Source organism: Streptomyces sp. NPDC058663 (assembly GCF_042716745.1).
Taxonomy (GTDB): Bacteria; Actinomycetota; Actinomycetes; order Streptomycetales; family Streptomycetaceae; genus Streptomyces.
In genome coordinates, this window is the sequence record NZ_JBHXRV010000050.1 from 33,717 (window position 1) to 53,852 (window position 20,136).

Sequence of the window (20,136 nt, forward strand, 5' to 3'; positions counted from 1 at the left end):
GTTTCGCTTCTCGCACGTGCATCACGTGAACGGGGGATTCCCGGACGCCCACGCGCCCAAAGCACACTTGAGCAAGTCCAGAGGTTCCGCGCAGGATGGCGCCATGACCTCCAGCACCGGCAGTTCCGACGCACCCCGCCCGCTCCTCAACCGGCGGCTCGCCGAGTTCGGTACGACGATCTTCGCGGAGATGTCCGCGCTGGCCGCCCGTACCGGCGCCATCAACCTCGGCCAGGGCTTCCCCGACGAGGACGGGCCCGAGGAAGTGCGCGAGGCGGCGGTGCGGGCGCTGCGCGACGGCCGGGGCAACCAGTACCCGCCGGGCCCCGGCGTCCTGGAACTCCGTACCGCCATCTGCGCGCACCAGCAGCGGCGCTACGGCCTGGCGTACGACCCGGACACGGAGGTCCTGGTCACCGCCGGTGCCACCGAGGCCATCGCCGCCGCCCTGCTCGCGCTGGTCGAACCGGGTGACGAGGTGATCGCCCTGGAGCCGTACTACGACAGCTACGCGGCCTGCATCGCGATGGCGGGCGGGCGCCGCGTGCCGGTCACGCTCCGGCCGCGCGACGGCGCGTACCACCTCGATCTCGACGAGCTGCGCGACGCGGTCACCCCGCGCACCCGGCTGCTGCTGCTCAACACCCCGCACAACCCGACCGGCACCGTACTGACCCGCGCCGAGCTGGCCGCGATCGCCGAGCTCGCGGTGGAGCGGGACCTGCTGGTGGTCACCGACGAGGTGTACGAGCACCTGGTGTACGACGGCGAGCACCTGCCGCTGGCGTCCTTCCCGGGCATGCGGGAGCGCACGGCGACCATCTCCTCGAGCGGCAAGACCTTCTCCTTCACCGGCTGGAAGGTCGGCTGGGTGACCGGCGGCCGGGACCTGGTGGCCGCCGTGCGCTCGGCCAAGCAGTACCTGACGTACGTCTCCGCGGGGCCCTTCCAGTACGCCGTCGCCGAGGCGCTGGCCCTGCCCGACACGTACTTCGACGAGCTGCGGACCGAGCTGCGGGCCCGCCGCGACCTGCTGGCGGACGGCCTCGCCGAGGCGGGCTTCGGGGTGTACCGCCCGGCCGGCACGTACTTCGTGACCACCGACATCCGTCCGCTGGGCGGCACCGCGGACGGCTTCGCGTTCTGCCGGGAGCTGCCCGGCCTGGCCGGGGTCGTCGCCATTCCGAACGCGGTCTTCTACGACCACCGCGAGGAGGGCGCGCCGTTCGTCCGGTTCGCGTTCTGCAAGAGGCGTGAGGTGCTGGCGGAAGCGGTGGGGCGGCTGAAGGAACTGGCAGGGAGATGACGGAGACTTGGGACATCCCGCCGGTCGGCCGCCCCGCACCGGGGTGACACTGAATCAGGCATACACCCGGTCGGCCGAGCAGCACTCGCCGTCCGTACCGGGGCCCACCAAGGTCGGGTTGACCGCAGCGCGGACGGCCGCACCCCGGACGGCCGCACTCCGGTCGTCCAGCGACCGTCCCCGCGCCCGGAGGTAGCCCCGTGTCCGTCGACACCGCCACTGTCGATACGACCGTTCCCGCCCAGCCGGTACGCCGCCGTCCCACCGTCCCCGCGCGGGCCGCGCTCCGCCGGGCGGCGCCCGCGCTCGGGCTGTTCGCGGCGGCGCGGCTGACCGGGGCACTGACGATGGCGCTGTGGGCGTGGTGGATCGGGAAGTCGCCGCTGCGCCTTCTCGGCCAGTCCTGGGACTCGCTCTGGTACACCCGGATCGCCGAGCACGGCTACGGGTACACGGCGGTCCTCGCGGAGCGGGGCATGGTCCAGAGCGACCAGGCGTTCTTCCCGCTCTACCCCGCGCTGATCCGGGCGGTCGGCACCGTCCTGCCGGTGACCCCGGGCGGCGCCGGGCTGCTGATCTCCTGGGCGTCGGCGGCGGTCGCCGCGTGGGGGATCTTCGTGGTCGTCGACCGGCTGTACGGCCGGCGCACCGCCACCTTCACCGTCCTGCTGTGGGGGCTGCTGCCGCACTCCGTGGTGCTGTCGATGGCGTACACGGAGCCGCTGTTCACGGCGCTCTGCGCGTGGGCGCTGTACGCGGTGCTGACCCGCCAGTGGCTGTGGGCGGGCTCCCTCGCCGTACTGGCAGGGCTCTCGCGCCCCAACGCGGTCGCACTGGTCGCCGCCGTCGTGGTCACCGCGGCCTGCGAGATCGTACGGAGGCGGGGGCGGACCGGTTGGCGGGTGTGGGCCGGAGCGGCCCTGGCGCCGCTCGGCTGGGGTGCGTACGTACTGGCGGTCGGTATCAGCAGGGGTGACCCGCTCGGCGGCTACTTCGCCGTCCAGGCGGACTGGTCCTCCCGTTTCGACTTCGGCCTGGGTACGTTCCGCTTCGTCCGCCGTCTGGTGAGTGCGCCCGAGCTGCTCGCGTTTCCGATCTCGCTGGTCATCGTCTTCGTCGCGGTCGTGCTGACGGCGCTGCTCCTGTGCGGGTCGGAGCGCCGCCCTCCGCTTCCGCTTCTGGTCTACGCGGGGGTACTGGTGGTCATCGCGGCAGGCGGGGCGGGCTTCTTCGAGTGCAAGCCGCGTTTCCTGCTGCCGGCGTTCCCGCTGCTGCTGCCGGTCGCCTGGGCCCTGGCGAAGGCCAGGACCGCGACGGCGGCCGTGCTGCTCACGGCGCTGGCCTGCTTCTCGCTGGGGTACGGGACGTACCTGGTCGCGGTCGCCCCGGTGCCGGTCTAGGCAGCCGGGGCCGGGCCGGCCCTCTGCCGTACCCCGCGGTGGTGCACCGGGCGGGACAGCCCCGGACTCACCGCCTCCGCTGCCGCGTCACTGCCTGGCGCGCTTGACTGCGGCTCCGGCGAAGCCCGCCGTGACGACGATCGCCGCGCCCAGCGCGATGATCACGGCCGTCCGCACGGTGCCCTCGAAGACGTTCATCCCGACGCCGAGGAAGACAGCCAGCAGAGCGAGGAGCAGTGCGGGCTTGGCTACTGCCTGATTGCCTGGTGCAGACACGGAGTTCCCCCTGGGGTCGAGCGTTTACGTGTACCTCCCACGGTGCCATCGCCGTGCGCCCGCACCCCGCGCCCCGCGGTGCAGCATCCTGCATTCCGGTTTGCAGCATCCTGCAACACGACCACTCTGACCAGCGCATATCGCGAAGCCCCTGCCCCAGGACAGGACGAAAGCCCGGCCGCGGGGCCGGGCTTTCGTCCTGCGTGAGGTGCGGCGCGCCTGCCGTGAGGCGGCCGTGACGTGAGGGGCGGAGGCTCAGGCCTCGTCGCCCTTGTCGCCGTCCTCGACCGCGGAGTCGACGTCCTTCTCCAGGCCGAGCTGCTCGACGACCCACTTGTCGAACTCGATGGAGGCACGGACCCAGCTCACCGTGGAGGACACGAAGTGCTCCAGGGAGACGCCGGTGCCGATCAGCATCTGCGCCTCGCCGATGAGACGGACGGAGCCGTCGTCGTGGGTGTGGCTGTAGACCTTCGGCCACAGGGTGCGGCGGTTCCAGTCGTCGAGCAGCTCCAGGAGCTGGAGCTTGTCGTCGATGCTGTGCGGCCGGTCGTAGAACGTCCGTACCGAGAAGACCTGCTGGTCGTCCTCGCCGCGGAACATGAAGTACGTGCGGAATTCCTCCCACGGCGCCGCGAGGTCACCCTCGTCGTCGACGACGTACTTCAGCTCCATCTGGTCGAGAAGCTGCTTGACCAGATCCTGGTCGGGGACGACGGGGCCCGCCGGACCTTCGGACTGCGGTTCGGGCTGACCCCCGAAATTGGGGATCGAGGAGGGGTCGATGGACACCGTGATTTCCCTTCGTACGGTTCCTGTCATCCTCTCCCATGCCGGGAGGGGGATGGCAAGCCCCACAGGGGGCGATCCGCTGCGAGCTGACAGATCGCCGCGAATCGCACCCCTTACCTCACCTCGTACCCCTTACAGCTTCTTCTCCGCGGCGGGCTCCGCCCCCGGGGTCACCGGGCCCACGAGCAGCCCGTCGCCGGCCCGCTCGACCCGGACGGTGTCGCCGTCCTTGACCTCTCCGGCCAGGATCTCCTTGGCGAGGCGGTCGCCGATCGCCGTCTGGATGAGGCGGCGCAGCGGCCGGGCGCCGTACGCCGGGTCGTTGCCCTCCTCGGCCAGCCAGGCCAGCGCGTCCGGGGTGACGTCCAGGGTCAGCTGCCGGTCGGCGAGGCGCTTGGCGAGGCGGCCGACCTGGAGCTCGGCGATGTGCGCCAGCTCGTCCTTGCCGAGGGCGGAGAAGACCACCAGGTCGTCGAGCCGGTTCAGGAACTCCGGCTTGAAGGAGGACCGCACGACCTCCAGGACCTGCTGCTTCTTCACTTCCTCGGAGGTCGCCGGGTCCATCAGGTACTGGCTGCCGAGGTTGGAGGTCAGGATCAGGATGGTGTTGCGGAAGTCCACCGTCCGCCCCTGGCCGTCGGTGAGCCGGCCGTCGTCCAGGACCTGGAGGAGTACGTCGAAGACCTCCGGGTGCGCCTTCTCCACCTCGTCGAGCAGCACGACGCTGTACGGGCGGCGGCGCACGGCCTCGGTGAGCTGGCCGCCCTCCTCGTACCCCACGTAGCCGGGCGGGGCGCCGACCAGCCGGGACACGCTGTGCTTCTCGCCGTACTCGCTCATGTCGATACGGACCATGGCGCGCTCGTCGTCGAAGAGGAAGTCCGCCAGGGCCTTCGCCAGCTCGGTCTTGCCGACGCCGGTCGGGCCGAGGAAGAGGAAGGATCCGGTGGGCCGGTCGGGGTCGGCGATCCCGGCTCGGGTGCGCCGCACCGCGTCCGACACCGCCTGCACCGCCTCGTGCTGCCCGACCAGCCGCCTGCCGAGCTCCTGCTCCATCCGCAGCAGCTTCTGCGTCTCGCCCTCCAGCAGGCGCCCGGCGGGGATGCCGGTCCAGGAGCCGACCACATCGGCGATGTCGTCGGGGCCGACCTCCTCCTTGACCATGGTGTCGACCTCGCGGACCTCCGCCTCGGCCTCGGCGGCCTCCTCCAGCTCGCGCTCCAGGCCCGGGATCTCCCCGTAGAGCAGCTTGGACGCGGTGTCGAAGTCGCCGTCGCGCTGGGCCCGCTCGGCGGTGCCGCGCAGCTCGTCCAGCTTCTCCTTCAGCTCACCGACCCGGTTGAGGCCCTGCTTCTCCTTCTCCCAGCGGGCGTTGAGGCCGCGCAGCTCCTCCTCCTTGTCGGCGAGGTCGCGGCGCAGCTTCTCCAGCCGCTGCACGGAGCCGGCGTCGGTCTCGTTCTTCAGCGCCAGCTCCTCCATCTTGAGCCGGTCCACCGACCGCTGGAGCTCGTCGATCTCGACGGGCGAGGAGTCGATCTCCATCCGCAGCCGGGACGCGGCCTCGTCGACGAGGTCGATGGCCTTGTCGGGCAGGAAGCGCGAGGTGATGTACCTGTCGGACAGGGTGGCCGCGGCGACCAGCGAGGAGTCCGCGATCTGCACCTTGTGGTGGGCCTCGTAGCGGCCCTTGAGCCCGCGCAGGATCGCGATGGTGTCCTCGACGCTGGGCTCGGCGACCAGCACCTGCTGGAAGCGCCGCTCCAGGGCCGGGTCCTTCTCGATCCGCTCGCGGTACTCGTCGAGCGTCGTGGCACCGACCATGCGCAGCTCACCGCGGGCCAGCATCGGCTTGAGCATGTTGCCCGCGTCCATGGCGGAGTCGCCGCCCGCGCCGGCACCCACCACGGTGTGCAGCTCGTCGATGAACGTGATGATCTGCCCGTCGCTCTCCTTGATCTCGGAGAGGACGGTTTTCAGCCGTTCCTCGAACTCGCCGCGGTACTTGGCCCCGGCCACCATCGCGCCGAGGTCGAGAGAGACCAGCTTCTTGTTCTTCAGGGACTCCGGCACGTCCCCCTTCACGATGCGCTGGGCCAGCCCCTCCACCACGGCGGTCTTGCCGACGCCGGGCTCACCGATCAGCACGGGGTTGTTCTTGGTGCGCCGCGACAGCACCTGCACCACGCGCCTGATCTCCTGGTCCCGGCCGATGACCGGGTCCAGCTTGCCCTCGCGCGCGGCGGCCGTGAAGTCGGTGCCGAACTTCTCCAGGGCCTTGTACTGGCCCTCCGGGTCCGCGGTGGTCACGCGGCGCCCTCCCCTGCTCTTCTCGAATGCGTCGAGCAGCTTGGCCGCGCTCGCGCCCTGGTTCTTCAGTAGGTCACCGGCCTGGCCGCCCTTGGCCGCGAGGCCGATGAGCAGGTGCTCGGTGGAGAGGAACTCGTCGCCGAGCTCCTTGGCACGCTGTCCGGCGTCGGCGACGACGGCCAGCAGATCACGGTTGGGCTGGGGCGGCGAGACGGTCGACCCGGTCACGCTCGGCAGCGCGGCCAGCAGCCGCTCGGCCCCGGACCGCACGGCTGCCTGGTCCGCCTCGACGGCGGCGAGCAGGTCGGTGATGTTCTCGTTGTCCTGGCCCTCCAGCAGCGCGAGCAGCAGATGCGCCGGGGTCAGATCGGGGTGGCCGTCGGTGACGGCCCGGTTGGTGGCCGCGTTGATCGCGTCCCGGCTCCTGTTGGTCAGCTCCGCTTCCACGTCCGCTCTCTCCTCCTATGCACCGGTAATGACTCTTCCAACGTGCACAAAGTTGAGTCTATTCCACTCAGCTTTGTGCGTGGCAGCCGGGGCGGCCTCCCCGGCGTCCGTACGCGACACCCCGGCGTCCGTACGCGACACCCCGGCGTCCGTACGCGACAGCCGGGGCGGCCTCTCGGCGGCCGGACGCGGCGGCGCCCCGGGCTAACCTGCCGGGCATGGCCATCGACCCACGCAGCCCGAGCCCCGAGTACCTCGCCTTCTGGACCGGGTACCACTTCTCCACTCTGACTACTCCCCGCCCGGACGGCACCCCGCATGTGGTGCCTGTGGGAGTGACCTACGACCCGGCGGCGGGCACGGCCTGGGTGACGGCCGACAAGAACAGCAAGAAGGTCCGCAACGTCCTGGCGGCGGGCGAGGAGGGGGCACTCGCGGCGGTGTGCCAGGTGATCGGCGCGAAATGGGCCACGCTGGAGGGCCGGGCCAGGGTCCGCAGCGAGCCGGAGGTCATCGAGGAGGCGGTACGGCGCTACAGCGCGCGCTACAAGCCGGCCAGGGTCAACCCGGACCGGGTGCTCATCGAGATCACGCTCACCCGCGCGATGGGCAACGCGGGAAACCCGCCGAAGCCGGCCACGCCGCAGTCGGCAGGGGCGGGCGGGGCGGCTGGGGCGGCCGGGGCGGCTGGGGCGGCCGGGTAAGCCGGTGCGTCCGGTGCTTCCGGTGCTTCCGGTGCTTCCGGTGCTTCCGGTGCTTCCGGTGCTTCCGGTGCTTCCGGTGCTTCCGGATGAGCGCACAGCACAGCGGCGCCCTCGTGTTCAGGTGCACGAGGACGCCGCTGTGTGGGGGAAGCGCCTGAGCGATCGGTAACGACGGGGGAATCGCGTCAGGCACTGCGGGGGGTGGCTGTGGCGGTCCGGCGGCCGGACCCGGAGGCGGTGCGCGGGGCGCTGCCCGCCTCGATGAGCTGGTGGTCGGACTTCTCCAGGTTGACGAAGATGTTGCCGTACCGGATCTCGCACCGGATGGGCTGCGGCGCCCCCCGGGGCTTGCGAAGACACCGGTAGGCCCGGACATCCTCGTCCTGCTCGCGGACGATCAGGATCGGATCCCCGAAGAGGGTCACCATCAGCGAGTCGCCGGCCTCGGGGACGGCCGAGACGAGATCGATCAGGTGCCAGCCGCTACGGATGACCCGGGCCATCTCGCGTCTGAACGACGCATCGTCCGACGGCATGGTCAGGCGTCCTTGGAGACCGGGGCGAGGTCCCAGACCAGGTCCGGCGGCAGTACGCGGTCGGCCTGCGCCGCGACACTCGCCGGAGCACTGTCCCACACCAGGTCGCCGCCGCCCATTGCCGCGAACAGCACGCCCGCCGAGAAGGACAACGCGAGTACGGAGTGAAGCAATCTCTTGTACATGGTCGGCTTCGTCCTCACTTCCTAGGTTTCGTCGCCCCCGACATCAAGACGATGGCTCATTGACCCATGTCAGCACCACAGGATCGGTGCATCATGTTCCTGTACGTGCAAGACCCTGGGGGGCGGATAAATGGAGCAGAACGGGACAGAGCCGGTACATCCTCATGCGATGTCGGAGCTGTGCACCAACGGGAAGCGGCTCTACATCAGGGCACTGCGCTCCGGCCGCATCGCACGCGCCGAAGTCACGGACACACCTTGCCTGATGGACTTCTCACTTCTCCAGCCCGACCCTGACGACGCAGACTGGCTGCGTCCGGTTCCACCCTCCGCGGTTCTCGCCAAACATCTGCACCCCATCGAGCACCAGATCCAGAAGCACCGGCGCAGCGCGGTCGAACTGGTCGACTCCTTCGAGGAGTTCATGACGATCAGCGCCCAGGACCCGCCGACCACCCATGCCGTCACGGTGCTCGAAAGCAAGCCCCGCATCAACGCGGCCATCGAACTGGCCATGACGGAATGCCAGTTCGAGGTGCTCACCGTCCAGCCGGGCGGCGGACGCAGTGAGGACACCCTGCACCTCGCCGTGAAGCGCGGCCAGTCCCTGACCGACCGGGGTGTCCGGATGCGGACCCTGTACCAGCACACCGTGCGGCACAGTCAGGGCACTCTCGCATACGCGGAGATCATGGCGGAGGGCAAGGTCGAGATACGGACGCTCGAAGAGCTCATCGAACGCCTGATGATCTTCGACCGCAGGGTCGCCTTCCTGCCCGCCCGCGACGACCGGGAGAACGCCCTGGAGATCCGCCACCCCGGTCTCGTCGAGTACCTCGCCAACGTCTTCGAACAGTTCTGGCGCCGCGCCGTCCCCCTGGTCGAGCCCGTCGCGTACGGCCCGACCCCGGTCGGCATCTCCGGCGTCCAGCACTCCATCGCCAAGCTCCTGATCGAGGGGTACGTCGACGAGGCGATCGCCCGGCGCCTCGGCATGAACGTCCGCACCTGCCGCGCCCACATCGCCAAACTCGCCGCCTCCCTGGGCAGCGGAAGCCGCGCCCAACTCGGCTATCTGATAGCACAGTCGAACATCCTCGACGGGTAGCAGCGCCCGCGAACCTGCGCAGAACGGAACAGTCTTGGTCCCGGACCCGCCCCCCGCGATCACCGTCCTGGAAGGCCTCGACCGGATCAACAGGGCACTCGACGCGGCCTCCGCGGCCTGCCGCACCGAGGTCGTCACCCTCCAGCCGGGCGGGGCCCGGCCGGAACACCTGCTCGTCCAGGCCCTGGAGCGGGCCAGGCTCTTCGCCGGCCGCAACATCCGGATGCGCACGCTCTACCAGCACACCGTGCGGCACAGCTACGGCATCCACGCCTACCTGGAGGGCCTGAGCCACGTCCGGCTGGACGTACGCACCCTGGAAGAACTCGTGCCACGCCTGGTGATCTTCGACCGTACGGTGGCGTACGTCCCCGCGGGACCCGACACCACGATCGCCCTGGAGCTGCGCAACCCCGATGTCGTCGCCTTCCTCACGGCTGTCTTCGACCACTTCTGGCAGCAGGCGGTCCCCCTGCACGAACCGCTCCCCGAGCCCACCGCACCGGACGGCATCTCCGGCATCCGCCGCTCCATCGCCCGGCTCCTCGTGGAGGGCCTCGTCGACGAGGAGATCGCGCGCCGCCTCGGCCTCAACATCCGCACCTGCCGCGCCCACATCGCCAAACTCGCCGCCTCCCTCGGCGGCGTCGGCAACCGGGCCCAGCTCGGCTACCTGATCGCCAGGTCGGGCATCCTCGACACCTGGCCCACCGACCGCCCCCTCGCACCCCCGGAGTCCCCGGCATGACCGACCGCACCCCCACCGCGCCCCCGGAGCCCGTCCGCCTCGCCAAGGACTCCGAGGCGGTACCCGGGGCGGCGGCCCGCCCGCCCCTCGACGACACCCTCTTCGGCGCGGTCACCGTCGCCATCGACCCGCACCGCCGCATCACCGTCTCCGGCCCCGCGATCCCCCGTACCGACCTCGTACGCACCGGGGGCATCGACGGCGCCGACACGTACAGCGCCATCGGCACCCGGTCCGCCGCCGCGCTCACCCTCACCGTCGCGGACTCCCCGGCAGCGATACGCCCCGGCAGGGGCCGCTTCCGCCGCGCCACGTACAAGGTGGACGCCACCCACGAAGGCACCCGCTACCGGCTGACCCCGACCTCCATCGCCACCAGCACCCTCACCCGCGACGGCACCGTCCTGGGCGAGTTCACCGCCGACGGCGACGAGAGAGTCCTCGCCGCATGGCACCCGGACGCCGCCCCGCGGCCCGTCGACGCCTCGGTCGGCTACACCCTCGCGGCGGCGTACGGCACGGGCGGCCAGCCCATGTGGATGACCCTCATCGACGTCGTCACGGACCTGATTCCCTGACGGCGGGCATGCGGGGAGAAGACATGCGGGAAGGGGTCCGGGAGCAGCTGCTCCCGGGCCCCTTCCCGCACACAGGACCTCAGTCCTTCGCCCGCTTCGGCCGCCACACCACCAGCGCACTCGCCTGCTGGACGTCCTGGTACGGGACCAGGTCGCGGCGGTACGAGGCGTGCACCTGGGCCTCGCGCTGCTGGAGGGCGGCAGCCGCCCCGTCCACCGCCGCCGAGAGTTCGGCGACCCGGGACTGGAGGGCGGCGACCTGGTGCTCCAGCTCGATGATGCGCTTGATGCCGGCCAGGTTGATGCCTTCGTCCTGCGACAACTGCTGGACGGTGCGCAGCAGTTCGATGTCGCGGGCCGAGTAGCGCCGACCGCGCCCGGCCGTGCGGTCCGGGGAGACCAGGCCGAGGCGGTCGTACTGGCGCAGGGTCTGCGGGTGCAGACCGGAGAGCTGAGCGGCGACCGAGATGACGTACACCGGTGACTCGTCGGTCAACTCGTAAGGGTTGGTGCGTCGTCGGCCGTCCATCGCTCTCCTATGCTCCCTTCGCGTCCTGGAAGAGTGCGGCCCGCGGGTCTTCGCCCGCGGTGGCCTCACGGTAGGTCTCCAGGGCTTCCCTGGCCTTGTCGTTCAGTTCGGTGGGCACGTCGACCTCGACGGTGACGAGGAGGTCGCCCCGGGTGCCGTCCTTGCGGACCGCTCCCTTGCCGCGGGCCCGCATGGTGCGCCCGTTGGGCGTGCCGGCGGGCAGCTTCAGGGTGACCGGCGGGCCGCCCAGGGTGGGTACCTTGACCTCGCCGCCGAGCGCCGCCTCCACGAAGGTGACGGGCACGGTGACGGTGAGGTTGTCGCCCTTGCGGCCGAAGACCGGGTGCGCGTCGACGTGGACCACGACGTACAGGTCGCCGGCGTGGCCGCCGCGCTCGCCCGGCGTGCCCTTGCCGCGCAGCCGGATCCGCTGGCCGTCGGTGACACCGGCGGGGATGCGGACCTGCATGGTGCGCGAGGACTTGGCCCGGCCCGAGCCCTTGCAGATGTCGCAGGGGGTCTCCGCGATCAGGCCGCGGCCCTTGCAGTCCACGCACGGGTCGGTGAGGGAGAACCCTCCGCCGCCGCCGCGCGAGACCTGTCCCGTACCGACGCAGGTCGGGCACACCCTGGGGGTGCCGTTCTTGTCGCCGGTGCCGGAACACGCCTTGCAGGGGGCCTGCGAGGACATCCGCAGCGGCACGGTGGCACCGTCGACCGCCTCGGTGAAGCTGAGGGTGACCTCGGACTCGATGTCCTGGCCCCGGCGCGGCTGCGTCCGGGCCCCGGTGGCACCGCGGTTGAAGAGGCCTCCGAAGACGTCCCCTATGCCGCCGCCGAAGCCGCCGGTCTGGGCGGTGCCGCCGGCGGCACCGCCGAAGAGGTCACCGAGGTCGAAGTTGAAGGAACCGCCGCCCGCGGCCCCGGGACCGGGGCGGAAGCCGCCGTTCCCGAAGAGCGCGCGGGCCTCGTCGTACTCCTTGCGCTTCTTGGCGTCGCCGAGGACGTCGTTCGCCTCGGAGATCTCCTTGAAGCGCTCCTCGGCCTCGGTGTTGCCCTTGTTGGCGTCCGGGTGGAACTCGCGGGCGAGCTTCCGGTACGCCTTCTTGATCTCGGCCTCGGTGGCGTCCTTGGGGACGCCGAGAACCTTGTAGTAGTCCTTCTCGACGAAGTCCTTCGTGCTCATTTCCTCGACGTCCCTCCTCTCGGACCCGGACTCAACGGAGCGGTACTACCCCTTCTCGGGGTCACCGCTCTCCTTGTCGTCGGAGTCTTCCGACTTCTGCTCCGTCACGCCCGGCTGCGGCTCGGCGACCGCGACCCGTGCGGGACGGATCGTACGCTCGCCGATCCGGTAGCCCGGCTGCAGGATCGCCACGCAGGTCGTCTCCGTGACGTCCGGCGCGTAGCTGTGCATCAGGGCCTCGTGGATCGTCGGGTCGAAGGGCTCGCCCTCCTTGCCGAACTGCATCAGGCCCATCTTCGCGGCCACGGTCTCCAGCGATTCGGCCACCGACTTGAAGCCGCCGACCAGCTCGCCGTGTTCCCGTGCCCGGCCGATGTCGTCGAGCGTCGGGAGGAGCTCGGTCACCAGGTTCGCCGCGGCGATCTCCTTGACGGTGACCCGGTCCCGCTCCACGCGGCGACGGTAGTTCTGGTACTCGGCCTGGAGCCGCTGGAGGTCGGCCGTGCGCTCGGCGAGCGCCATCTTGGCCTGGTCCAGCTGCGCCGTCAGTGCGACGTCCTTCGCGGCATCGGCGTCCCCGGCCGGGGCCGCCGAGTCCTCCTCCTTGACGGAGGAGGACTCAGCGGCCTTCGGCTCGGCGTCGTCCGTGCCGGGAGAGACGTCGGGCTTCTCCTCGAAGCCCGGAGTCTCTTCCGTCATCAGGCAGCGCCGCCCTTCTTGTCCTTCTCGTCGTCGACGATCTCGGCGTCGACGACATCGTCATCTGCCTGCGCCTGGCCGGCACCCTCGGCGCCCGGAGCGCCCTCGCCGCCCGGGGCCTGCGCGCCCTGGGCGTCGGCGTACATGGCCTGGCCCAGCTTCTGCGAGACGGCCGCGACCTTCTCGGTCGCCGTGCGGATCTCGGCCGTGTCCTCGCCCTTGAGCTTTTCCTTCAGCTCGGTGACGGAGGTCTCGACCTCGGTCTTCACGTCGGCCGGGACCTTCTCCTCGTTGTCCTTCAGGAACTTCTCCGTCTGGTACACGAGCTGCTCGGCCTGGTTGCGGGTCTCGGCGGCCTCGCGGCGCTTGTGGTCCTCCTCCGCGTACTGCTCGGCCTCCTCACGCATCCGGTTGACCTCGTCCTTCGGCAGCGAGGAGCCGCCGGTGACGGTCATCTTCTGCTCCTTGCCGGTGCCGAGGTCCTTCGCGGCCACGTGCATGATGCCGTTGGCGTCGATGTCGAAGGCGACCTCGATCTGCGGCACACCGCGCGGGGCCGGCGGCAGACCGGTCAGCTCGAACATGCCGAGCTTCTTGTTGTACGCCGCGATCTCGCGCTCGCCCTGGTAGACCTGGATCTGCACGGACGGCTGGTTGTCCTCGGCCGTCGTGAAGATCTCGGAGCGCTTCGTCGGAATCGTGGTGTTCCGCTCGATGAGCTTGGTCATGATGCCGCCCTTGGTCTCGATACCCAGGGACAGCGGGGTCACGTCGAGGAGCAGGACGTCCTTGACCTCACCCTTGAGGACACCGGCCTGGAGCGAGGCGCCGATGGCGACGACCTCGTCCGGGTTGACGCCCTTGTTGGCCTCGCGGCCACCGGTGAGCTCCTTGACGAGCTCGGCCACGGCCGGCATACGGGTCGAGCCACCGACGAGAACGACGTGGTCGATCTCGGAGAGCTGGATGCCCGCGTCCTTGATGACGTTGTGGAACGGCGTCTTGCAGCGCTCCAGCAGGTCGGAGGTCAGCTGCTGGAACTGCGAGCGCGTGAGCTTCTCGTCCAGGTGCAGCGGGCCCTCGGCGGAGGCCGTGATGTACGGGAGGTTGATCGACGTCTCGGTGGACGACGACAGCTCGATCTTCGCCTTCTCCGCGGCCTCGCGCAGACGCTGGAGAGCCATCTTGTCCTTGCCCAGGTCCACACCGTGGTTGCCCTGGAACTGCTTCACCAGGAAGTCGACGACGCGCTGGTCCCAGTCGTCACCACCGAGGTGGTTGTCACCGTTGGTGGCCTTCACCTCGACGACGCCGTCACCGATCTCCAGGAGCGACACGTCGAAGGTGCCGCCGCCGAGGTCGAAGACGAGAATGGTCTGGTCGTCCTTGTCGAGACCGTAGGCCAGGGCGGCGGCGGTCGGCTCGTTGACGATGCGCAGGACGTTGAGGCCCGCGATCTCACCGGCCTCCTTCGTCGCCTGACGCTCGGAGTCGTTGAAGTACGCCGGGACGGTGATGACCGCGTCGGCCACCTTCTCGCCCAGGTAGGACTCGGCGTCGCGCTTGAGCTTCTGCAGGATGAAGGCGCTCATCTGCTGCGGGTTGAAGCTCTTGCCGTCGAGGTCGATGCTCCAGTCGGTGCCCATGTGGCGCTTGACCGAGCGGATCGTCCGGTCGACGTTGGTGACCGCCTGACGCTTGGCGACCTCGCCGACGAGGACCTCGCCGTTCTTCGCGAAGGCGACGACGGACGGCGTGGTCCTGGCGCCTTCGGCGTTGGTGATGACGGTGGGCTCGCCGCCTTCCAAAACGCTGACGACGGAGTTCGTCGTGCCCAGGTCGATGCCGACCGCACGTGCCATTTGGGATTCCTCCAGTTACGTACTTGAGTGGATCTGGCTCAAGGATGCATCACCTGACCCGCCGCGTCAACAGAGGTGAGTGGAGGGGGCTCAACTCTTCGGCTCTTATCTCACTCATACAACTGGTGCCACGCCCCTGACCTGCACCTTTACCGCACCCGGATGCCCGCCTCCACCTCACCTGGCCGTGGACCGGTACGCGCAAACCTGGTCCTGGCGGCCCACTCACTCACTCGTACTCGTCGTGCACCGGCTCGAACTCCGGCTCGTCCGGCTCCTCCGCCGGCTCCAGCCGCGCCGCCCGCAGCGCGGCCGGTACCGGCTTGTCCTTCTTCAGTGCGTCGAACACCCGCCGCGCCTCCGGCTGTTCCAGATCGAGCCGGTACCAGTGGTCCGGCGCCTGGTGGTGCGGCAGCGTCGTGAAGGTGAGCGCGCCCGGCGGCAGCGCCTGGAGGCTGTGCACGACCTCGTACAGCTCGCCGAGCGAGTCGAGCCCGGCGTCGGCGGTCAGCGAGGACGTCGCCGCGTCGAGCACGGGGAAGAGCCGGGCCGGGTTGCCGAGGGTGGCGTCGTCGCGGATCTTGGCCGCGAGCCGGTTGACGAAGTCCTGCTGCCGGCTGATCCGGTTCAGGTCGCTGCCGTCGCCGACGTACTTCCGGGCGCGTACGTAACTCAGGGCCTCGTCGCCCGTGAGGAGGTGCCGCCCGGCGTCGAGGTCCAGCCCGACGTTGGGATCGCGCTCGGGCTCCTTGACGTTGACCTCGACGCCGCCCACCGCGTTGATGATCTTCGTGAAGCCCTTGAAGTCGACGGTCAGATGGTGGTCGATCCGGATGCCGGTCAGCTTCTCCAGCGTCCGGATGGTGCAGGCCGCGCCACCGAACTGGAAGGCCCAGTTGAACTGCGCGTTCTGCGCCTGGCTGTACTCCCCGTCGGGCCGCAGACAGCTCGGCACGTCCACCCGCAGGTCGCGCGGCACGCTCAGCACCTCGGCGCGCTTCCGGTCGGCGGCCAGGTGCAGGAGCATCACCGCGTCCGAGCGCTCACTGCCCGCCGCCTCCCGGTAGTCGGAACCGAGCAGCAGGATGTTCCGGGCCTGGCCGGGATGGCGCTCGGGGCGCTCGGCACCGAACCTGGCGAGCGCCGCCGCCGTCGCCTCGTCGGTACGGATATTGCTGTTGATCTTCCGGTACGCGAGCCAGCCCGTGACCGCGGTCACCCCGATGAGCAGGGCAAGGCCCCCGCACACCAGCTTCAGCATCCGCCGGCCCCGCAGCCGCGCGGCGAGTGCGACGAGCGGCGCGGGCAGTGACACCTTCGGCATCCGGCCCACCCCTCAGACCACCGGACCGCGCGCGGCCGGGAGCGGGGCGTACGAGGTCCACCCGTCGGGGCCCGCGAAACCGGCCCCTCCTGTCACCACGGCACGCATGCCACAACCACCTCTCCGCCCTCTGCTGTCCGGCTGAGCAGCACGCGTGGCGCACCCGCCGACCGGTTTCGTCGTGCGAGAGTCATATCCCCATACACGCCCATTCGCGGCAAATCGGATGAAGATCCCACGAAAGGATGCGGCACATGCGGGAGCTGCGGGAGCGGTGGGAACTGCGGGAGCGGTGGGAGCGGTGGGAACTGCAGGACCTGCGCGCCCTGTCTGCGACGTACGCGCGGCACGCGGCCCGTTCCCTGTCCGCGAAACGGGCACGGAACGCGGCCCGCTCCCTGCCCACGGAGCGCGCGCGGCGGCACGTGGCCGGCCCGCTGCCCGCCCAGTACGCCCGGTACGTCCCGAAGGCGCTCGGCCCCCTGCCCGGCCGGCACCTCCGGGACGCCGTCGCCACCCTGTCCGCGAAGCGCGTCCTCGACGTCATCGGCGCCCTGGTGCTGCTGGTGCTCCTGTCCCCCGTGCTGGCCGTCGCCCTCGTGGCCGTCTCGGTCGGCGTTCCGGGCAGCGCGTTCGTCCGCCTGCCCCGCGCGGGCTTGGGCGGGAAGCCCTTCCGCGTACTGAAGTTCCGCACGCTGCACCCGGGAGGCCGCCCCTCCGCCCCCGTACCCGCCCCCCACGAGGGCGAGGCCCGCTCCCCACTGGACGGCGGCGAACCGCTCCACGGGGACGAACCGCTCCACGACGGCGACCCGCGCCTCACCCCGGTCGGCCGCCTGCTCCGCCGCCTCGCCCTCGACGAACTCCCCCAGCTCGTCAACGTCGTGCGCGGCGAGATGTCCCTCGTCGGCCCGCGCCCGCTCCCCGTCGCGCACACCGCCCCCCACGGCCACGCCCGCGCCCGCCTGGAGGTCCGCCCCGGCCTCACGGGCCTGTGGCAGGTCGGCACGCGCTCCGAGCTGCCGTGGGACGAGATGCTGCTGGTCGACCTCGAATACGTCGACACCCACTGCCTGGCCGTCGACCTCGCCGTCCTGGCCCGCACCATCCCGGCCGCACTGCTCGCACGCGGCGCCCGCCGCCCGCGCAACGGCCCGGACTTCTCCGTGGCGTACGCGGGATAGGCCACCGCGGAGGCAGGACGGGCCACCGCTGCCGAAGGCCCCGATCCGGTGCGGGGGCGGGCCACCCCATCGGCCCGGGGACTGGCGAGAAGAGCCCCCGTACCGCCGACCCACGACGCCCGGCACAATGATCGTCACTGAGGGTTGCCTCAGCGACGCAGATCACCGGACGCGAAGCTACTGTGCGACGGAACAAGCGGGTAATCTCAGCTCGACCGGATAAGTTACTGCTTAGTAATCCATAGGGACTGAGCACCGCTCGCGCCTGGCATCCCCGCTCGACCGCCAGGCCCTCCGCCACCCACCCTCGCAGGCCCGAGGAGCCCCCAAATGCAACTCGCCGCGATCATCGTGTCGCTGGTCCTCATGGCTGTCGGCGTCGCGCTGTTCGGCCGTGCGATCTTCCAGATCTATCGCTTCGTACGGCTCGGACAGCCCGTGCCCGCCGGCACCCGTACCGACTACCCGTGGCAGCGCGCGGTCACCGTGGCCAAGGAGTTCCTCGGCCACACCCGGATGAACAAGTGGGGCGTCGTCGGCGTCGCGCACTGGTTCGTGGCGGTGGGCTTCTTCTCGCTGCTGCTGACGATCGTCAACGCCGTCGGCCAGCTCTTCCAGGCCGACTGGATGCTCCCGATCGTCGGCGAGTGGGCTCCGTACAACATGTTCGTGGAGTTCATCGGCACGATGACGATCGTCGGCATCCTGGTGCTGATCGTCGTCCGCCAGCTGAGCAAGGCGAACAAGCCCGGCCGCAAGTCCCGCTTCGCGGGCTCCAACGCCGGTCAGGCGTACTTCGTCGAGACGGTCATCCTCATCGTCGGCGTCTGCATCTTCACGCTGCACGCGCTGGAGGGTGCCCAGCACCACGTGAACTCGTACGAGGCGTCCTTCTTCCTCTCGTACCCCTTCGTCGCCTGGTTCCGCGGCATGGACCTCTCCACGCTGCAGAACCTCACGTACTTCTTCGCCGGACTGAAGATCGCCACGTCGTTCATCTGGATGATCACGGTCTCGCTCAAGACCGACATGGGCGTCGCCTGGCACCGCTTCCTGGCCTTCCCGAACATCTTCTTCAAGCGCAGGGCGGACGGCGACGTCGCGCTCGGCGCGCTGCTGCCGATGACCACCGGCGGCAAGGAGATCGACTGGGAGGACCCGGCCGAGGACGCCGTCTTCGGTGTCTCCCAGGTCGAGCAGTTCAGCTGGAAGGGCATCCTCGACTTCTCCACCTGCACCGAGTGCGGGCGCTGCCAGTCGCAGTGCCCCGCCTGGAACACGGGCAAGCCGCTCTCCCCCAAGCTCCTGATCATGTCCCTGCGCGACCACGCGCACGCCAAGGCGCCGTACCTGCTGGCCGGCGGCGGCAAGGACATGGAGGGCAACGAGCTGGCTTCCGCGGAGCAGCTCGCCGACGTCCCGGCGGCCGCCCTCGCGGAGGCCGAGCGCCCCCTCATCGGCACCGTCGAAGAGAACGGCGTCATCGACCCCGACGTCCTGTGGTCCTGCACCACCTGCGGCGCCTGCGTCGAGCAGTGCCCGGTGGACATCGAGCACATCGACCACATCGTCGACATGCGCCGCTACCAGGTGATGATCGAGTCCGCGTTCCCGTCCGAGGCGGGCACGATGCTCAAGAACCTGGAGAAGAAGGGCAACCCCTGGGGGCTCGCCAAGAAGGCGCGCGTCGAGTGGACCAAGGAGGTCGACTTCGAGGTGCCGATCGTCGGCAAGACGATCGAGGACCTCACCGAGGTCGAGTACCTCTACTGGGTCGGCTGCGCCGGCGCCCTCGAGGACCGCGCCAAGAAGACCACCAAGGCCTTCGCGGAACTGCTGCACATCGCGGGCGTCAAGTTCGCGATCATGGGCGGCGACGAGAAGTGCACCGGTGACTCGGCCCGCCGCCTCGGCAACGAGCCGCTGTTCCAGCAGCTGGGCGCCGAGAACGTGGCGATGCTGAACATGGCGTACGGCGAGGACGACGAGGACGAGTCGACGAAGAAGCCCAAGTCGTCGAAGAAGATCGTCGCGACCTGCCCGCACTGCTTCAACACGATCGCGAACGAGTACCCGCAGCTGGGCGGCGAGTTCGAGGTCATCCACCACACGCAGCTGCTCCAGCACCTCATCGACGAGGGCAAGCTGACCCCGGTGACGCCGGTCGAGGGCCTGATCACGTACCACGACCCGTGCTACCTGGGCCGTCACAACAAGGTCTACACGCCGCCGCGCGAGATCATGTCGGCCGTTCCCGGCCTGCGCCAGCAGGAGATGCACCGCCACAAGGAACGCGGCTTCTGCTGCGGTGCCGGTGGCGCGCGCATGTGGATGGAGGAGCGGATCGGCAAGCGCATCAACACCGAGCGCGTCGACGAGGCCCTCTCCCTCAACCCGGACATCGTCTCCACCGCCTGCCCGTTCTGCCTCGTCATGCTCACGGACTCCGTGAACGGCAAGAAGAACGACGGCAAGGCCAAGGAGTCGCTGACGGTCGTGGACGTGGCGCAGCTGCTCCTGGACTCGGTGAAGACCCCGGCGGACCCGGCCGCCTCGGAGGAGACCGAGGACGCACCGGAGCCGGAGCCGGTGAAGTAATCAGCCGGAGCCGGTGAGGGCGGTCGCACGCGCGAACCGTCGGGCGCGGTCGCACGCGTAAGCCGTCGAGCGCGGTCGCACGCGTAAGCCGGTGGCGGCGCACGCACACGTGAGCCGGTGACGGCGCACACACGTGGACGGCCGACTGCGTACAGGCACATGAGCGGCCGGACCTGCCTCGGGGCGGGCCCGGCCGCTCTTCGCCGTCCGGGGCGTGTCTTCGGCCCCCGGGGCCTGTGGCCGCCACCCGGGCCCCGCGCGGCACCCTGGCACCCTGCCCGCCCCGCGCCCTCCCCGGCCCCTCCGGCAGGCCCCCCGGGGTTCCCCTAGGGGATGTCACAGGTCGGCCGCAAAGGCCCCCCGCTCC

The 20,136-nt window shown here is 70.3% G+C and carries 18 protein-coding genes and 1 pseudogene; 9 read left to right on the forward strand and 10 right to left on the reverse strand.

The window, feature by feature from the left end; all coding sequences use genetic code 11:
- The first annotated feature begins 103 nt into the window (after positions 1–103).
- Positions 104–1,306 (forward strand): pyridoxal phosphate-dependent aminotransferase, encoded by a 1,203-nt coding sequence (locus ACFWVV_RS30190; RefSeq protein ID WP_384355556.1) that lies wholly within the window; start codon positions 104–106, stop codon positions 1,304–1,306.
- A gap of 200 nt (positions 1,307–1,506) precedes the next feature.
- Complete coding sequence (locus ACFWVV_RS30195; RefSeq protein WP_384355554.1) at positions 1,507–2,706, forward strand: glycosyltransferase family 39 protein; 1,200 nt, start codon at positions 1,507–1,509, stop codon at positions 2,704–2,706.
- Positions 2,707–2,793: 87 nt separating this feature from the next.
- Here ACFWVV_RS30195 and ACFWVV_RS30200 read toward each other — a convergent pair whose 3' ends face one another.
- The 3 genes from ACFWVV_RS30200 to clpB form a co-directional block, all read right to left on the reverse strand.
- The gene (locus ACFWVV_RS30200; RefSeq protein ID WP_384355552.1) at positions 2,794–2,982 is read right to left on the reverse strand and encodes a hypothetical protein; all 189 of its coding nucleotides are present in this window, start codon (positions 2,980–2,982) and stop codon (positions 2,794–2,796) included.
- Positions 2,983–3,237: 255 nt separating this feature from the next.
- Complete coding sequence (locus ACFWVV_RS30205; protein WP_384355550.1) at positions 3,238–3,774, reverse strand: YbjN domain-containing protein; 537 nt, start codon at positions 3,772–3,774, stop codon at positions 3,238–3,240.
- Positions 3,775–3,906: 132 nt separating this feature from the next.
- The gene (clpB, locus tag ACFWVV_RS30210; RefSeq protein ID WP_384355548.1) at positions 3,907–6,528 is read right to left on the reverse strand and encodes an ATP-dependent chaperone ClpB; all 2,622 of its coding nucleotides are present in this window, start codon (positions 6,526–6,528) and stop codon (positions 3,907–3,909) included.
- 79 nt (positions 6,529–6,607) lie between these two features.
- Between clpB and ACFWVV_RS30215 the strand changes: the two genes are divergently transcribed.
- Both ACFWVV_RS30215 and ACFWVV_RS30220 read left to right on the forward strand, forming a co-directional pair.
- Positions 6,608–6,736 carry a hypothetical protein gene (locus ACFWVV_RS30215; RefSeq protein WP_384355546.1) on the forward strand — a complete coding sequence of 43 codons (129 nt, stop codon included), beginning with the start codon at positions 6,608–6,610 and terminating at the stop codon, positions 6,734–6,736.
- A gap of 10 nt (positions 6,737–6,746) precedes the next feature.
- A pseudogene (locus ACFWVV_RS30220) lies at positions 6,747–7,145 on the forward strand (pyridoxamine 5'-phosphate oxidase family protein); the annotation flags it as partial.
- A gap of 272 nt (positions 7,146–7,417) precedes the next feature.
- Here ACFWVV_RS30220 and ACFWVV_RS30225 read toward each other — a convergent pair.
- Positions 7,418–7,774 carry a (2Fe-2S)-binding protein gene (locus ACFWVV_RS30225; RefSeq protein ID WP_384355615.1) on the reverse strand — a complete coding sequence of 119 codons (357 nt, stop codon included), beginning with the start codon at positions 7,772–7,774 and terminating at the stop codon, positions 7,418–7,420.
- Complete coding sequence (locus ACFWVV_RS30230) at positions 7,771–7,953, reverse strand: hypothetical protein (RefSeq protein ID WP_384355544.1); 183 nt, start codon at positions 7,951–7,953, stop codon at positions 7,771–7,773. Before ACFWVV_RS30230 ends, ACFWVV_RS30225 begins: the two co-directional genes overlap by 4 nt.
- Positions 7,954–8,122: 169 nt before the next feature.
- On the opposite strand from ACFWVV_RS30230, the gene ACFWVV_RS30235 reads away from it, so the two are divergent.
- The 3 genes from ACFWVV_RS30235 to ACFWVV_RS30245 are packed head-to-tail and all read left to right on the forward strand — an operon-like array spanning position 8,123 to position 10,387.
- Positions 8,123–9,061, forward strand: a complete 939-nt coding sequence (locus tag ACFWVV_RS30235) for a helix-turn-helix transcriptional regulator (protein WP_384355543.1) — start codon at positions 8,123–8,125, stop codon at positions 9,059–9,061.
- Positions 9,062–9,095: 34 nt separating this feature from the next.
- Positions 9,096–9,809 carry a helix-turn-helix transcriptional regulator gene (locus ACFWVV_RS30240; protein WP_384355541.1) on the forward strand — a complete coding sequence of 238 codons (714 nt, stop codon included), beginning with the start codon at positions 9,096–9,098 and terminating at the stop codon, positions 9,807–9,809.
- Entirely contained in the window at positions 9,806–10,387 is a 582-nt protein-coding gene (locus ACFWVV_RS30245) for a hypothetical protein (RefSeq protein WP_384355539.1), read from the forward strand. Before ACFWVV_RS30240 ends, ACFWVV_RS30245 begins: the two co-directional genes overlap by 4 nt.
- Before the next feature lie 79 nt (positions 10,388–10,466).
- Here the strand turns inward: ACFWVV_RS30245 and ACFWVV_RS30250 are convergent, their stop codons facing one another.
- The 5 genes from ACFWVV_RS30250 to ACFWVV_RS30270 form a co-directional block, all read right to left on the reverse strand.
- Positions 10,467–10,916, reverse strand: coding sequence for a heat shock protein transcriptional repressor HspR (locus ACFWVV_RS30250; RefSeq protein WP_384355537.1), 450 nt, complete (start codon positions 10,914–10,916; stop codon positions 10,467–10,469).
- 7 nt (positions 10,917–10,923) lie between these two features.
- Entirely contained in the window at positions 10,924–12,102 is a 1,179-nt protein-coding gene (dnaJ, locus tag ACFWVV_RS30255; protein ID WP_384355535.1) for a molecular chaperone DnaJ, read from the reverse strand.
- Positions 12,103–12,147: 45 nt separating this feature from the next.
- Positions 12,148–12,801, reverse strand: a complete 654-nt coding sequence (gene grpE, locus ACFWVV_RS30260; protein ID WP_384355533.1) for a nucleotide exchange factor GrpE — start codon at positions 12,799–12,801, stop codon at positions 12,148–12,150.
- Positions 12,801–14,663, reverse strand: coding sequence for a molecular chaperone DnaK (gene dnaK, locus ACFWVV_RS30265; protein ID WP_384355531.1), 1,863 nt, complete (start codon positions 14,661–14,663; stop codon positions 12,801–12,803). The genes grpE and dnaK overlap by 1 nt, the downstream gene beginning before the upstream one ends.
- A 229-nt stretch (positions 14,664–14,892) precedes the next feature.
- Positions 14,893–15,987, reverse strand: coding sequence for an LCP family protein (locus tag ACFWVV_RS30270; RefSeq protein ID WP_384355529.1), 1,095 nt, complete (start codon positions 15,985–15,987; stop codon positions 14,893–14,895).
- A gap of 254 nt (positions 15,988–16,241) precedes the next feature.
- Here ACFWVV_RS30270 and ACFWVV_RS30275 point away from each other — a divergent pair, with 254 nt between their 5' ends.
- The gene (locus ACFWVV_RS30275; protein ID WP_384355527.1) at positions 16,242–17,171 is read left to right on the forward strand and encodes a sugar transferase; all 930 of its coding nucleotides are present in this window, start codon (positions 16,242–16,244) and stop codon (positions 17,169–17,171) included.
- A gap of 330 nt (positions 17,172–17,501) precedes the next feature.
- A complete protein-coding gene (locus ACFWVV_RS30280) occupies positions 17,502–19,769 on the forward strand; it encodes a (Fe-S)-binding protein (protein WP_384355525.1) in 2,268 nt (755 codons plus the stop codon).
- The last annotated feature ends 367 nt before the right edge of the window (positions 19,770–20,136 follow it).